The 16,028-nt window shown below is 38.6% G+C and carries 13 protein-coding genes and 1 pseudogene; 9 read left to right on the top strand and 5 right to left on the bottom strand.

The window, feature by feature from the left end; all coding sequences use genetic code 11:
• Positions 1–54: 54 nt before the first annotated feature.
• On the bottom strand, positions 55–999 hold the full coding sequence (locus tag AC1MGI_RS18410; RefSeq protein ID WP_480346849.1) for a 4-hydroxy-3-methylbut-2-enyl diphosphate reductase: 945 nt from the start codon (positions 997–999) through the stop codon (positions 55–57).
• A gap of 639 nt (positions 1,000–1,638) precedes the next feature.
• Positions 1,639–2,289 (bottom strand): VrrA/YqfQ family protein, encoded by a 651-nt coding sequence (gene vrrA, locus AC1MGI_RS18405; protein WP_480346847.1) that lies wholly within the window; start codon positions 2,287–2,289, stop codon positions 1,639–1,641.
• 258 nt (positions 2,290–2,547) lie between these two features.
• Here vrrA and AC1MGI_RS18400 point away from each other — a divergent pair, with 258 nt between their 5' ends.
• Together AC1MGI_RS18400 and AC1MGI_RS18395 are read left to right on the top strand one after the other, a co-directional pair.
• Positions 2,548–3,861 carry a DEAD/DEAH box helicase gene (locus AC1MGI_RS18400; RefSeq protein WP_480346846.1) on the top strand — a complete coding sequence of 438 codons (1,314 nt, stop codon included), beginning with the start codon at positions 2,548–2,550 and terminating at the stop codon, positions 3,859–3,861.
• Between the two features lie 69 nt (positions 3,862–3,930).
• Positions 3,931–4,824, top strand: coding sequence for a deoxyribonuclease IV (locus AC1MGI_RS18395; RefSeq protein WP_480346844.1), 894 nt, complete (start codon positions 3,931–3,933; stop codon positions 4,822–4,824).
• A 187-nt stretch (positions 4,825–5,011) separates the two neighbouring features.
• Here AC1MGI_RS18395 and AC1MGI_RS18390 read toward each other — a convergent pair whose 3' ends face one another.
• Positions 5,012–5,332, bottom strand: coding sequence for a winged helix-turn-helix transcriptional regulator (locus AC1MGI_RS18390; RefSeq protein WP_480346842.1), 321 nt, complete (start codon positions 5,330–5,332; stop codon positions 5,012–5,014).
• A gap of 434 nt (positions 5,333–5,766) precedes the next feature.
• On the opposite strand from AC1MGI_RS18390, the gene rpiA reads away from it, so the two are divergent.
• A complete protein-coding gene (rpiA, locus tag AC1MGI_RS18385) occupies positions 5,767–6,444 on the top strand; it encodes a ribose-5-phosphate isomerase RpiA (protein ID WP_480346840.1) in 678 nt (225 codons plus the stop codon).
• Between the two features lie 288 nt (positions 6,445–6,732).
• Here rpiA and AC1MGI_RS18380 read toward each other — a convergent pair.
• Positions 6,733–6,822 (bottom strand): annotated as a pseudogene (locus AC1MGI_RS18380) (hypothetical protein); the annotation flags it as partial.
• Between AC1MGI_RS18380 and zwf the strand changes: the two are divergent.
• The 6 genes from zwf to AC1MGI_RS18350 all read left to right on the top strand — a co-directional run bounded on the left by zwf (position 6,797) and on the right by AC1MGI_RS18350 (position 15,184).
• Positions 6,797–8,254: a glucose-6-phosphate dehydrogenase gene (zwf, locus tag AC1MGI_RS18375; protein ID WP_480349869.1), complete on the top strand. Its 1,458-nt coding sequence runs from the start codon at positions 6,797–6,799 to the stop codon at positions 8,252–8,254. The pseudogene AC1MGI_RS18380 and the gene zwf sit on opposite strands and share 26 nt — an antisense overlap.
• Before the next feature lie 31 nt (positions 8,255–8,285).
• Positions 8,286–10,280: a transketolase gene (gene tkt / locus AC1MGI_RS18370; protein ID WP_480346839.1), complete on the top strand. Its 1,995-nt coding sequence runs from the start codon at positions 8,286–8,288 to the stop codon at positions 10,278–10,280.
• A gap of 132 nt (positions 10,281–10,412) precedes the next feature.
• Positions 10,413–11,306, top strand: coding sequence for a phosphogluconate dehydrogenase (NAD(+)-dependent, decarboxylating) (gnd, locus tag AC1MGI_RS18365; RefSeq protein WP_062177967.1), 894 nt, complete (start codon positions 10,413–10,415; stop codon positions 11,304–11,306).
• Positions 11,307–11,478: 172 nt separating this feature from the next.
• A complete protein-coding gene (gene fsa, locus AC1MGI_RS18360; RefSeq protein WP_062177972.1) occupies positions 11,479–12,147 on the top strand; it encodes a fructose-6-phosphate aldolase in 669 nt (222 codons plus the stop codon).
• A 498-nt stretch (positions 12,148–12,645) separates the two neighbouring features.
• Positions 12,646–14,175 (top strand): DHA2 family efflux MFS transporter permease subunit, encoded by a 1,530-nt coding sequence (locus AC1MGI_RS18355; RefSeq protein ID WP_480346837.1) that lies wholly within the window; start codon positions 12,646–12,648, stop codon positions 14,173–14,175.
• Between the two features lie 388 nt (positions 14,176–14,563).
• Positions 14,564–15,184 (top strand): nitroreductase family protein, encoded by a 621-nt coding sequence (locus tag AC1MGI_RS18350; RefSeq protein WP_480346835.1) that lies wholly within the window; start codon positions 14,564–14,566, stop codon positions 15,182–15,184.
• 408 nt (positions 15,185–15,592) lie between these two features.
• Here AC1MGI_RS18350 and AC1MGI_RS18345 read toward each other — a convergent pair whose 3' ends face one another.
• The gene (locus AC1MGI_RS18345) at positions 15,593–15,853 is read right to left on the bottom strand and encodes a DUF2624 family protein (protein WP_480346833.1); all 261 of its coding nucleotides are present in this window, start codon (positions 15,851–15,853) and stop codon (positions 15,593–15,595) included.
• Positions 15,854–16,028: the final 175 nt, after the last annotated feature.

Raw genomic sequence — 16,028 nt, 5'->3', positions numbered from 1 at the left:
AAATAAACGATATTAGTAGGTGTGGGGTCTGACCCTTTTGCTTTGACAATTACCTTAAGACTTTTGTTTGATTTTCGGCAAGATTTTCGTTAATGGTACTTTCTTTGTCGTATCCCAAGTGGACTCATCTTCTGGATCGTAATTTTCTAAAAATGTAATGACTTCTTTCGTAATCGGTGTTGGAGTGGATGCACCTGAAGTTACTCCAACTGTTTTGGCATCCTTTAGCCAGTCTAACTGAAGCTCAGAAAGATCAGCGATTCGATACGCTTGTGTGTCAGCAATCTCAATGGATACTTGTGCAAGGCGATTGGAGTTATTACTTTTAGGGTCTCCGACAACAATCAGCACGTCGGCTTCACCAGCTTGCTTAGCAACGGCTTCTTGACGCACTTGGGTCGCCATGCAGATTTCTTTGTGCACTTCGCAATGTGGATATTTCTCTTTCACTTTGTCCATAATTTCGACAACATCCCATTGGCTCATTGTTGTTTGGTTCGTAACAATGATTTTATCGTCTTTTAGTGTTAATTTCTCTACATCTGCAGCCGATTCAACCAAATGAACCATATCTGGTGCAACGCCAAGCGCTCCCTCGGGTTCTGGATGATTCTTTTTCCCGATATAAATAATTTGATAGCCAACAGACGTTTTCTCCCGGATTAAATCGTGAGTAACGGTAACATCTGGACAAGTCGCATCAATGCTTACAAGTCCTTTTTCTGAAGCTAATTTTCTAATTTCAGGTGAGACGCCATGGGCAGTGAAAATAACAGTACCACCATCCACTTTTTCAAGAATTTCCTTCCGATTATTTCCGTCAAGCGTAATGATTCCATCTGCTTCAAAAGCATCTGTCACATGTTTATTATGAACAATCATGCCTAGTATATAAATTGGACGTGGTAATGTTTTATCTAAAGCCGCATTCCGAGCGATAACCATAGCATCGACAACGCCATAGCAATAGCCGCGCGGTGATATTTTAATTACTTTCAATGTGGTTCCTCCTTATATGGAAAAAGAAATCCATGGATACACTATATAGTATATAAGAGGTTACGAGATATTACAAAGAATGTTGGTATATGAAAAGAGGGTGTTCAAAAAAAGCGGTAAAAAGCTTATGGATGGCATCCAAAATCATGAATGATTTGTACAAGCTTTGGCCTCTCATATTAATAGCATAAGGGAAGGGGAGAGATTGCTCATCCAACTTCTCAGTTTTATTTCTCCCGCATTAACGGAAAGTCAAGACCCCCGCCTCAAGGCTTTAGAGGAACCGAGGAAGCGTAGGTGGATAACTGCCCAATCTAGTTGCGGCTGCTCCTAGCCCGTCTGAGGTCATAAGCTGTAATACTCTGTGGCAAACTACGCCACGCCGTATTCCATCCTATGCTTGTCGGGGCTGGGCAGTCTTCTCGCTTTTTGAAGTAAAAGCCCGATTGGTGAGATACAGTGAAACTTGCCGAGAGTTGCGCAGAGATTTAGTTGAACCAATCGACAGTAGAACGAGACTAACAATCGGTGGGGGATGAAGAAAACCCCCACTGATAGAAGTTTCACTTTATCCTGCTTTTTGAAATGCATTAAAAGCTAAAGTAATGAAAAAGAATGCAGAGAGGATCTGCATTCAGATTAGATATATAATTTAGGACTCGAATCACCTTGTGTTGTTCTTTTTTTGCGCGGTTTCTTTTCGGGAACTGTTTCCTCTGTGATAGCTGTGTTCTCTTCTACGGGTGTTGTATTTTCCACTGTTTCCTTTGGTGTTTCTTCAGTTGAATCAGTCGATCCTGAGCTTTTCAAACCTTGATAAATCTTCCACATGGACGGGATACTCTTAACGATTGGACCATATTGTTGAATCATCGGTGTCACTTGTTCGGCTGCTTGTAAGACTTTTTGTGTGTTTGCTAACATGCCTGAAAGGGCACCTGGGTTTTTTAGCGTTTCCAGAATTCCACCGGCACCTGCGCCAGCCGCTGCTGCCCCTCCTCTTGTTGCTTGACCGGCAGCAGATGGAGGGGCGAATGGGTTACTAGGAGCTTTATTTTTATTTTTACCTAATAACTTGGATAATAGTCCGCCCGATGAAGTCGGCTGTTGCTGCTGATTTCTCTGACCTTGCCCAAATCCGAATCCGGGATTCATACCATTTCTAGCCTGTGGAGGGGCAAATCTAGCTGGCCCAGAAAATCCATTCTGGCCTCTGAAGGATTGCGGATTACCGTTCCCATGTCCATGCCCGAATCCTGGACCTTGCCCGAACATTCTATTTGGAGGCATATTGTCACTCCTTTCTAAAAAACTTCCCCCGATGTGTGTTCCATATAAATTATGCATAAGAAGGAAAAAGGTTATCTGTTTTGGATTGTATATGAAAAGTGTATGTATAAACTGAATAGTTCGTTTCCATTTGACTCATCATTATTATGAAATAATATACGCATACTTGCGTATTACACCACTCTTAAACTATAATAAATAGATATGTCAAGGTTCTGATGAAGATTAGAAAGCCTGACGATTTAAAGGAGTTTTTAGATGAAGCAAAACAATTTTGAACGATTTAAGTTGCAAAGCTATATGATAGAGGCCGTGGAGGCATTAGGTTTTGATAAACCGACGGAAATACAAGAGCGTGTAATTCCGGCTGTTCTAAAAGGGACAAGTTTAATTGGTCAATCGCAAACAGGTACGGGGAAAACTCATGCGTATTTACTACCAATTATGAACAAACTTGATAGCACAAAAGAAGAAGTGCAAGCGATTATTGCAGCACCAACACGTGAGCTTGCCAACCAAATTTATAAAGAAGCTCTTAAGATTGCTGAGCATTTTCCAGAGGAATCACCTCTTTTAGTTCGCTGTTTTATTGGTGGGACGGATAAGCAACGCACAATTGACAAGTTAAAAACACAACCACAGCTTGTGATTGGTACACCAGGAAGAATTAAGGATTTAGTAGCGGACCAAGCACTCCGCGTTTTCACTGCTGATACGCTTGTTGTCGATGAAGCAGACCTAATGCTCGATATGGGCTTTATAGAAGATGTTGACAAATTTGCATCGAAAATGGCACAGCATATTCAAATGCTGCTCTTTTCAGCAACCATTCCTGAGAAATTAAAGCCATTTATGAAAAAATATATGAATAATCCGAAGCATGTCCAAGTTGATCCAAAGCAGGCAGCTGCAGTGAAAATTGAACATGTCCTCGTGCCATTGCGTCATCGTAATAAAACACAGTTGTTACACGACTTAGTTGTGAAATATAATCCGTACTTAGCGATTATATTTACCAACACGAAAAAAATGGCAGACACCGTTGCGGATGCTCTTATTGAAAAGGGATTAAAAGTCGGCAGAATTCACGGTGATCTTTCACCACGTGATCGTAAGAAAATGATGAAGCAAATTAATGACTTGGACTACCAATACATTGTTGCGACTGATTTAGCGGCTCGTGGGATTGATATTGAAGGTGTTTCTCACATTATTAACTTTGAACTACCATCAGATCTTGACTTCTATATCCATCGAACAGGGAGAACAGCACGTGCTGGCTATTCCGGAATCGCTGCTACGATCTATGATGTTTCTGACGAGGATGCATTAAACCGATTGGAGAAATTAGGAATCACTTTCCATGATACGGATATCGTAAATGGTGATTGGGTGGAAATCGATGCTCGTAATAAACGAAAACAACGGAAAAAACAAGGAAACGAAATCGACGAAAAAGCGAAAACGATGGTAAAAAAACCGAATAAAGTCAAGCCGGGCTATAAAAAGAAAGTTCAACGCGAAGTTGAAAATTTCAAAAAACGTGAGCGTCGCTTACAAAGAAAGAAATAAAATAAAGTGAAACTTCCTTCAGTGGGGTATTATAGCCTGTTAAACCGGAATAAAGGTTAGGAGGATACGATGATGAAAATAGGATCACATGTCTCGATGAGCGGGAAAAGCATGTTGCTTGGAGCGAGCGAGGAAGCCGTTTCTTATGGTTCGAATACGTTTATGATCTATACGGGCGCCCCGCAAAATACGAGGCGTAAGAAGATTGAAGAGTTGAATATTGAAGCAGGCAAGCACCATATGGCAGAGCATGGGATTACTGATATTGTCGTTCATGCCCCATATATCATTAACATCGGAAACTCGCAAAATCCGGCAACCTTTGAGCTAGGTGTGAATTTCTTACGAAGTGAAATTGAACGAACGGCAGCACTTGGAGCGAAACAAATTGTGCTTCACCCTGGTGCACATGTTGGCGCTGGACCGGAAGTTGGCATCAAACAAATTATTGAAGGCTTAAATGAAGTGCTCATTTCCGATCAAGAGGTGCAAGTTGCACTAGAAACAATGGCAGGAAAAGGTACTGAATGTGGTAGAAGCTTTGAAGAGCTAGCGATGATATTCGACGGTGTTGCCCTTCATGATAAATTATCTGTTACCCTTGATACATGTCATATCCACGATGCTGGGTATAATATTATCGAAGATTTTGACGGCGTTTTAAATGAATTCGATAAAATCGTTGGCCTTGATCGCTTAAAGGTGTTACACATCAATGACAGTAAAAACGAACGCGGCGCGCGTAAAGACCGCCATGAAAACATTGGCTTTGGCCATATCGGTTTTGAAGCGTTGCGCTATATCGTTCATCACCCACAATTAACGGAGATTCCAAAGATTCTTGAAACACCATTTGTTGGTGAAGATAAGAAAAATAAGAAAGCTCCATACAAATTCGAAATTGACATGTTAAAGGGAGATTCCTTTGATAGCAGTCTTCTTGAAAAAGTTGTATTAAGTTAAGTAAAAAAACAGCGAATGGGATGTTAGCCGTTCGCTGTTTTTATCGTGATAGCAGCATGGGGATGAGACGGAAGGCAGAAGTGGATTAAACGAAAAAAGTGTGAGTGGAATCAAGGAATAAGTTATGAGTGGATTTTTACAGCTGAAAAAACATCTCCTTATCCAATAAGAAGATGCTACCCGTTCGTTATAGCCATTTTTCAGCCCAATTTTCAAATGAAGTAAGCGCTTTCGATAATTCGGTCCCTTTTTTAGTTAAAGAGTATTCAGTCCGAATCGGGCGATCTGCAATCACATTACGAATAACAATGCCGCTGTCCTCAAGCTCTTTAATTCGTTCATTTAGGACTCGCTTACTCAAGTTAGGGATATAAGTAGCAATTTCACTAAATCTTTTTGGCTCATCCTTCAAAGTGTAGAGAATAAGACCTATCCATTTTTTCCCTAATAAGTGATAGGACTGTTCTACTTTTTCACATAGCTTATCTTCTTGTTTTGCCTCAATCATATTTTCTCACCTCATATCTTTAGTGTATTCTAAATTACAAAGGGAACAAATAGTAACTAATAATATTTTTGAACAATAATAAATTATATTCTATGTAACCATATGATAACACATAATACTTTTTAAATGTATGTTTAATGCCATTATTATCGATTTTAGTAAACAAGTGTAACAGAAAAATAGGTTATATAAAATTACTATGTTATTATTAATGTAATTGGTATATTCTAATTAATATGACAACTAAAAGGTGCTGTTCTCTTTTTTATCGTTTCAAACACACAATTATACTGGAAAATATATTTGAAAAATGTATAGTGGAGAATGTACTTAAAAAAACGATACGACAGTGGTCAAAGGAATTATCCAGCGAAAGTTAATTTCTTAAAGTGGTACAAGGCATTGCTGAAAACATGATGTAAGGAGCGAGAACGGTGATTGAAAAAAAAATCGTTGGTGAAAAAGCAGTTGAATTTGTAAAAGATGGCATGACTGTGGGGCTGGGCACTGGTTCGACCGTTTATTATACGATTATTAAACTTGGGCAATTAATGAAAGAAGGTCTTTCGATAAAAGGAGTCCCAACCTCGATTCAAACGGAAAAACTAGCAAACGAATGTGGAATTCCTCTCGCTAACATAAACGAGATTGATTATATTGATGTAGCGATTGATGGGGCAGATGAAGTGGATCCGCAATTAAATCTTATAAAAGGAGGCGGCGGAGCGCTCTTGAGAGAGAAGATTATCGCTAGAGCTGCAAAGAAATTTATTGTCGTTGCTGATCCAGCTAAAGTTGTAAACCATTTAGGAGCGTTTCCTCTCCCGATTGAAGTAGTCCCGTTTGGAGTGGAAATGACAAATAAACAGATTCGTTTATTAGGAGCGGAAACGACAATCCGCTATAGCAATGGAACTCCCTACAGGTCTGATAATGGGAATTATGTCATTGACGCAAAGTTTCCCGATATACTTGATCCCATCTCATTAGAACACAAACTTAATTTGATTCCAGGTGTTGTTGAAAATGGCTTGTTTAATCAGATGGCAGATGCTGTGATTACTTTAAACGCTGAAAAAAGTATCGTGATAAAAAATGCTCATGAGAAATAGGAAGTCGGCGTTTCTCAGTGGTTACTAAAACGAAATTTATTGTTAATAGTTTACAAAAAAATAACAAATTGATTATGTGATGCCTTTTGTGTATTATTTTAGGTGTTGTTTTGAAAAATACATCATGGAACTGCTTGAACTTAGTTCACAAAGTAGACACAAATTACTTGACTATAAATGATCCAAGGTATAACATGGTTATATAAAGTAACTCACATAATAAAGAGTACCTGGTAAATTATTCTTGATGAACTATAACCTGGTACAAAGATATCAATCATGTTTTTGTTAATTAAGGGGGAATAAAGGGATGGAGTCCATGACCTTTGTTTTATTCGGATCAACGGGGGATTTGGCGAAGAGGAAAATTTTCCCTGCTTTGTATAATTTATATGCAAATCAAAAAATGCCTCAAAAAATCTCCATCATCGCTGTAGGAAGGAAAGAGATGTCAGATAGTGATTTACAAACCTATGTGAAACAATCTTTGCAAACCTTTTCTAGAAGTATAATAGATGATGAAACTAGTTTAGCAGATTTTCTTAGTGCTTTTCGCTATAGCCAATTTGATGCAACGAAGATTGAAGACTATCAATCATTACGTGACCTAGTTGAACAGAGAGAAAAGGAATTACATATTCCTGAAAATAGAATGTTTTATCTTTCTGTTGGTCCAGAGTTTTTCGATCTTATTGCTTTGAATATAAAAGAAAGCGGATTAGGTTCTACAAAGGGTTGGAAACGTCTGATTATTGAAAAACCTTTTGGTCATGATTTAGAATCTGCACGCCTCTTAAATGCAAACTTAACGAAAGCGTTTGAGGAAGAAGAAATATATCGAATTGACCATTATCTTGGTAAGCCAATGGTTCAAAACCTAGAAGCCTTAGAATTTGCAAACCCAGTTTTGCAAACGCTTTGGAACAATCAACACATCGCAAATGTACAAATAACAGCGAGTGAAACGGTTGGGGTTGAGGAACGAGCAGGCTATTATGATAAATCAGGTGCACTTAGAGATATGTTTCAAAATCATATGTTACAAATGTTAATGATGACAGCGATGCACCAACCAAACCGAATCAGCGCAAGTGACATACGTAATGAAAAAAGAAAAGTAATGGAATCTCTTCGCCCATTAAAAAAAGAAGAGGTTGGATTACACGTCATACGTGGTCAATATACGTCAGGGGAAATTGGCGGGAAATCGGTGAAAAGTTATTTAGAGGAGCCAGGAATTAATTCTACTTCTATGAATGACACCTTCATTGCTGCTGAGCTTTGGATTGATAGTTCATTTTGGAGTGGCGTGCCGTTCTATATTAGAACAGGCAAACGAATGAAAGAAAAGTCTACCCGGATTGTCATTGAATTTAAAGACACTTCAAAAGAACTTTATAAGGACCAAAATGAGAAAGTGGCTCCGAACCTCTTAATCATTGAAGTCAATCCAAATGAAAATGTAACCTTACAATTAAATAGTAAAAACCCATTAAATGGGGAAATCGAACCTATAAAAGTGGATTTTACTTCCGATCAAAAAGATGTACCTGAAGCCTATGAAAGACTCATCTATGATGCTTTTCGTGGTGATTCCACCTTCTTTGCCCATTGGAATGAAGTAGAATTGGCTTGGGAATGGGTACAACCTATTATCGACGCCTTTTCTGAAGGCTCTGTGCCACTCACACATTATGAGTCCGGATCTTACGGGCCAAAAGAAGCAGATCAATTATTACAAAACACCGGTTTTAAATGGTGGTTAGATGAAGAAACTGTTGACTCAAAAAAGGAAGCTGTACTTGTTTAACAAATAAAAGATCATTCAGGGGGATAATAAAATGACACATAATATTGAAACTTTAGCCGTTAATACGATTCGTACTCTATCAATCGATGCAATAAACAGTGCAAATTCAGGACATCCTGGACTACCTATGGGTGCAGCGCCAATGGCTTATGCTTTATGGGCCAATCATTTAGCTCATAATCCTGCACATTCAAAATGGTTTAATCGTGATCGTTTCGTCCTATCAGCAGGACATGGTTCAAGTTTATTATATAGCTTACTTCATTTAACAGGCTATGACGTTTCTATCGAGGATTTAAAAAACTTCCGTAAGCTTAACAGTAAAACACCAGGTCACCCAGAAGTGGGCCATACAGACGGTGTTGAAGCAACAACAGGTCCATTAGGTCAAGGAATTGCGACTTCAGTTGGGATGGCGATGGCAGAAGCACATTTAGCAGCAAAGTTTAATCAAAAAGACTTCCCAGTAGTGGATCACTTTACGTATGCATTAGTAGGTGATGGTGACTTAATGGAAGGTGTAGCGTATGAAGCGATGTCTATGGCAGGTCATATGAAACTAGGGAAATTAATCGCATTATATGATTCAAACGAAATTTCTCTAGACGGAGAATTAAACCTTTCATATAGTGAAGATACAAAAAAACGTGCGGAATCTGTTAATTGGCAGTATTTGCGAGTAGAAGATGGAAACGATGTTGAAGCAATCACAAAGGCGATTGAAGAAGCAAAACAAAATCCAGATCAACCAACTTTAATTGAAATTAGAACGATTATTGGCTTCGGTAGCCCGAAAGTTGCTGGAACGAATAAAGCACATGGTAACCCACTTGGTGCAGAAGAAGCGAAAGCAACAAAATTAGCGTATGACTGGAATTATGAAGAAGATTTCTACGTACCTGAAGAAGTAAAAGCTCATTTTGCAGAGTTAAAACAAGCTGGTGGCAAAAAAGAAGAACAATGGAATACATTATTTGCAGCTTACAAAGAAGCTTGTCCAGAATTGGCAAATGAACTTTCCGATGCGATTGATGGAAAAGTGCTAATTGAAGCACAAGACATTTTAACTTTTGACACGGATAAAGAAGTTTCAACTCGAGTGGCAAGCGGACAAGCAATTAACTACTTCGTTAAGACTGTTCCTTCAATCTTTGGCGGTAGTGCTGATCTGTCTGGCTCTACGATGACAGATATTAAAGGCGAAGCGAAATTTGCTGTTGAATCATTTGCTGGCCGAAATGTGTACTTCGGTGTTCGTGAACACGCGATGGGCGCAGCAGGTAACGGGATGGCTCTTCACGGTGGCGTAAAACCATTTGTAAGTACATTCTTTGTCTTCAATGATTACTTACGTCCATCTATCCGTTTAGCTGCAATATCAAAACTTCCAGTAACATATGTGTTTACACATGATTCCGTTGCGGTAGGAGAAGATGGTCCAACACATGAACCAATCGAACAATTGACGGCTCTTCGTGCGATCCCTGGCCTTACAGTGATCCGTCCAAGTGACGCCAATGAAACAGCAAGTGCATGGGCATATGCATTACAAAACGTGGATGGTCCAGTTGCGTTAGTTCTAAGCCGACAAAACTTGCCTGTGTTTGAAGAAACAAAAGGCAATATTGAGAATCTGTCTAAAGGTGCATACGTACTAACGGAAACAAATGAAAATCCAGATCTTATTTTACTGGCTACAGGATCTGAAGTATCGCTTGCTGCTAGTGCTAAGCAAGAACTTGAAAAAGAAAATGTATCGGTTCGTGTTGTGGCAATCCCAAGTTGGGAGCTTTTCAATAGCCAATCAAAAGAATACCAACAACAAGTATTACCGGCTTCCGTTACGAAACGTGTTGCATTAGAAATGGGTATTTCTCTTGGCTGGGAACGTTTTGTAGGCCATGAAGGAAGAATCTTATCGATTGACACATTCGGAGCATCTGGTAGCGGAGCATCTGTATTGGAATACTTCGGCTTTACTACTGAGAACGTTGTGAAGATCTCAAAAGAATTGCTAAATTCTTAATCAAGAATTTGCACATGAATGATAATAAATCTGCGTTTTCTAATTGAGCGAATTGATTAAATGGTCAAAGAAGGAAATTAGAAAGCGTGAGATTTATATATATATGCTTGTACTATCTTAGGAGGCGTCATCATGAAAGTCGGATTAATCGGTTTAGGGAAAATGGGGTTAAATATCGGTCAAAATTTATTGGATCACAACCATGAAGTAGTAGCATTTGATGTAAATCCCACAGCAGTTCAAGAAATGAAAAACTTTGGTGCAACGGGAACATCTAGCTATCAAGAACTTGTTGAAAATTTAGACAAACCTAGGGTTCTTTGGATTATGGTCCCTCATTCTGTTGTTGATTCAGTAATCGATGAAGTGAAACCTTTCCTTGAACCTGGAGATATTGTGATTGAAGCTGGTAACTCTCATTATAAGGAATCTATTCGCCGCTATAATTACTTTAAAGAAATTGGGGTAAACTTCTTAGACGCAGGTACTTCTGGCGGTATGGAGGGTGCGCGTAATGGTGCCAATTATATGGTAGGTGGCGATGCGGAAGCATGGTCGATCGTTGAACCAATTTTCCGTGATACCTCTGTAGAAAATGGCTATATTTTCACAGGTAAAGCAGGCGGAGGGCATTTCCTGAAAATGGTTCATAACGGGATTGAATACGGAATGATGGCTGCCATTGGTGAAGGATTTGAGATTCTAGAAAAAAGTGAATTTGACTATGATTATGAAAAAGTTGCAAGGGTTTGGAACAACGGATCTGTTATTCGATCATGGTTAATGGAATTGACAGAAAATGCTTTCTCTAAAGATGCAAAACTTGATGATATCAAAGGGGTCATGCATTCTTCAGGCGAAGGTAAATGGACGCTCGAAACAGCTTTAGACCTTCAAATGGCGACACCAGTCATTGCGATGTCCTTGTTAATGCGTTATCGCTCATTAGATGAGGATACGTTTACAGGGAAAGTTGTCTCAGCACTCCGCAATGAGTTTGGTGGACATGCTGTAGAGAAGAAGTAAGAAAGCAACAACAAAACATCCATGAGGGTCTGCCTTAAAGTCTAACGGTAAACGAGGTTAGGTTCTAAAAACTGTATCACCTTATGAAAGTGGCGGTGTGGAGCTGGTTTTTTAGAAACCCCGCCCTTTTCCACAGAAAATAATTTATATGAAAATACGGGGGTAATTTATAATGAAATTTTTTATCGATACTGCGAATCTTGAGGATATTAAAAAAGCGTATAAAGTTGGCGTTCTTTCTGGCGTAACAACAAATCCATCTTTAGTTGCTAAAGAAGGCGTTAAATTCGAAGATCGTATTGAAGAAATCCTAAAAGCTGTACCAGTTGTTGAATCTGTATCTGCAGAAGTAACTCCTGCTGCCGTTTCTGCTGAAGAAATGATCGCAGAAGCAGAGGAATTGATCAAAATCAATGGTGGGGATAAGAAGGTAACAATCAAAGTTCCGATGACTTTAGCTGGCCTAGAAACGACTCGTTATCTTGCAGAAAAAGGTGTTAAAGTTAACGTAACTCTTATTTTCACTGTAAACCAAGCACTTTTAGCAGCTCGTGCTGGTGCTGCTTATGTATCACCATTCTTAGGACGTTTAGATGATATTTCTGAAGATGGTGTTCAATTGGTAGCGAAAATCGCTGAACTATTCCGCGTTCATCAATTAGATTCACAAATCATTGCTGCTTCTGTTCGTCATCCAGATCACGTAACTCGTGTAGCAATGGCTGGTGCTCATATCGCGACAATTCCATACAGTGTTATTGAGCAACTTACTAAACACCCACTTACAGATCAAGGCATTGAGAAATTTGCTGCTGATTGGGAAAAAGCTCCTAAAAACTAATTGTAAATAAAGGCATTTGTATGGTTTTCTATAAGGTGTTAGTTTCTTATCGATGTACTTGGAATAAATTATTCCAGGTACATGTAAAGAAGCTAGCGCCTTTTATGTTGATAAAATGGATGCCATAATAGGAGCATTTTAGTGCAACGTATCAGAATGGCACCAACGGAAACCAATGTTTTAAAGAGTTCTTAAAAAAATTCTACTTTGATATTTATTCCGCATTAAAGGGCAGTAACTCCCCACTGATGGACGTATCATTTATTCAAGAAATGATCTCCAGCATTTACTACAAAACCTTTACGATCCTTAGCTACATACTTCATAAGATATCACCAGTTTGTACATATGAACGAACTGTATAAAAACCACTTCTACAGTTTAATCTAGTAATGACTAGGTTATTTTAGAATTGCAAAACTTGAACGGTTGTTATATAATGTGTAATCGGAACATAAGTACAAAAAAATGAACAGCTAGTTCACAGGGGGAAAAAGAATGGATCATACAATGAAAAGGACTGATCGTCCACCGTACGGAATGCTTGCCGTACTGATGATTGGTGCTTTTATAGCTTTTTTAAATAATACTTTACTAAATATCGCATTGCCTTCAATTATGAAAGACTTAAATGTGGACACATCGACTGTGCAGTGGTTGAGTACCGGTTTTATGTTAGTAAACGGGATTTTGATTCCAACTACGGCTTTTTTAATTCAAAAATATTCTGTACGCCGTCTTTTCTTAATAGCGATGGCTTTATTCACGCTCGGTACGATTCTCGCTGGATTTGCCCATGCATTTCCACTTTTATTAATCGGTAGAATGGTTCAAGCTTCTGGTTCTGCAATCATGATGCCGTTGTTAATGAATGTCATGTTAACGAGCTTTCCTGTGGAAAAAAGGGGAGCTGCCATGGGAGTATTCGGATTAGTTTTAATGGGGGCTCCAGCCATTGGTCCGACTTTATCAGGTTGGATCATTGAACACTATGACTGGAGAATGCTATTTCATTTTGTGACACCGATTGCTGTTATTGTTCTTTTGATTGGTGGTTTCTTGCTTAAAGATAAAAAGGAAAAAGTGGATATCCGTCTAGATCTATTTTCGGTTCTTCTATCCAGTCTAGGATTTGGCGGGTTACTATATGGTTTTAGTTCTGCTGGTTCAAAAGGCTGGGATAGTCCGTATGTATACGGAACACTAATCATTGGAGTCGTTGCATTGGTTTCGTTTATTTTACGTCAGTTTAAATTAGAAAGACCTATGCTTGAATTTAGAATCTATAAATATCCAATGTTTGCTTTATCATCGGCTATTTCGATGACGATTACGATGGCTATGTTTTCGGCTATGATACTACTCCCTATTTATGTCCAAACGATTCGTGGAATATCTCCTATGGATGCAGGGTTAATGTTGTTGCCGGGGGCGATCTTGATGGCCATCATGTCACCAATTAATGGGAAGTTATTTGACAAGTTCGGTGGACGTATATTAGCCGTCATTGGTTTAGCGATTACTACAATCACGAGTTATTATTTCAGTAAGTTAACTCTTGATACGTCTTATACGTACTTAATGGTTTTATACTCAGCCCGGATGTTTGGGATGTCTATGGTGATGATGCCAGTTTCGACGAATGGTTTAAATCAATTACCAGCGCGCTATTACCCACACGGGACAGCAATGAACAATACAATGCAACAAGTATCTGGCGCCATTGGTACGGCATTATTGGTAACGATTATGTCGAATCGTGCCCAAACGCATGCGACTGAGTTAGCTGCAAATGCAATGAAAAATGTGGTTGGGCAACCATCAGTTGCACAAGCTGCAGAGATGAAACAACAAATTATGATGCAAGCAATGTTAGAAGGAATTAATGATGCTTTCTTAGTGACTGTTGGTATTGCTGGTGTTGCTCTAATTCTGGCTTTCTTTATAAAAAGGGCCAAACAAGCGGAAGATACAATAGCAAGAAAACCGTCCGATAAAAAGGTAGCAACGAAATTAGCGAAGAATTAAAAGAGATGCAGTATTAGGCATCTTTTGAAAACACCTAAAAAGACTATTAATCGATAAGCCATTAAAAAAAGGGTCAGAATCTACCATTATATACAGTATTAATTAGTGTTTATAACACGATAAACTGTATATTAATGTGGATACTGACCCTTTTACTATTATGTAGATGCCGATTACAATATTGAAAGCCCTCTCAATGAAAACTGTTTTGCTGACAAATCTTCATTTCCTTTTTAATCTGTGTTTGTTGACAGGTAGTAAAAGACACGATATTATTATCTTTAATTAATAATGAATCAATTAAAAATAAATGAATTCAAATGATTAAAAATGTACGATCTAATATAGTAAGCCTTAGGAAGTATTGTAAAAATCGGAGGGGTTTTATATGGAAGCATTTGATCAGTTAGTAAGAGAGAGGCGTTCGGTACATAATTTTTTAGACAATTATCCGATTACGGCAAAAGAACTCAATGAAATTTTTGAGCTAGTAAAAATGGGACCATCTGCATTCAATTTACAACATACGAATTATCTAGTCGTGATGGATCCAGAAGTGAAGGAAGGTGTCAAAAAGGCAACCAATGGCCAATACAAAGTAGGGACAGCTTCAGCTGTTATTATCGTATTGGGCGATAAAGAAGCATTTAAAGATGCTGCACGTATTTATGAAGGCCTTCTTATGTTAGGTATGTTGAGTAAACAAGAATATGATCATGAAGTTCAAGATGTCATGTCTCTCTATGAAAGCAGAGGGGAAGTATTTCAACGAGAGGAAGCGATTCGAAATGCTTCTTTATCAGCGATGTTGTTTATGTTGGCAGCCAAAAGTAAGGGATGGGATACTTGCCCAATGATCGGATTTGATCCAGATCAGTTAAAGCAATTATTATCTATATCAGATCAATACGAACCAGTTCTAATGATTGCGATTGGCAAAGAAAAAATCCAGAGTAGAAAGCCACGAGGGTACCGTAAACCAGTAGCTGAATTTGTGAAGTACCTATAATCGATACAGTCCTATCTTGAATGGAGGATTAAGAGACTGTCTAAAAGAGTGACTCTACATCTACTATCTATCGTTTTTTTCGCATTAATGGGGCAGTAAGCCCCCCACCTAAAAGCTTATGAGGTAGGGGACCAATGCCCGTAACAGCCCGATTGTTGAGCTATAGGGAAACTTAGCTTTGTGGTTTCCAAAGGTATAGGTGAACCAATCGGGTTCGTACTATCGATTGGTCGAGACGAAAGCGAAGATCATAGCGACAGTAGATCGGGACTAACCATCAATGGGGATGGGGGAGGGAGAAAACCCGCACTGATGGAAGTTTCACTATATGATGGAATAGACATAATAAACGATGGGTAGGGTGTGGGTTCATCTGTTGGAACTTAACTTCTAGACCCAATTATATTTTTAGAAATTTGCTGTGAGTTGGGTGAATAGCTTCGCAATTTGATTCGCTGTTTTGGAACCTGCTACTTCTGCAATTTCGCTAAGTACATTTTGCCGCTGGACTGTATCAAAAACATTGATATTTCTTCCTGCCAGTATGCGGCTTATGTTGTGCGCTTCATTTTGGGTTAGGCTAACTCCATACTGACTTGCGATGGATTGTAATTCATAATCCTTAATTTTATTAATTTTGTGATTGATCATCGTTTCAAATAATTTCATCTATTGAACCTCCTTTTTGCTACCATATGGATAACATATGATGGAAGTGGGCTTAAGTGAACCATACTTTATAAGTAATACAGGCTATTTCTAAGCGTGTAGGCTTAGTTTCTTTACAATTTGCCGTATTTCTTATATACTACTTTAAGTAAATCGTAACGATTCTGATAAAAAT

Source organism: Peribacillus sp. BM1, assembly GCF_056679975.1.
The sequence above is the reverse complement of the archived record's forward strand: the minus strand, read 5'-3'. Positions and strand labels throughout refer to the sequence as shown.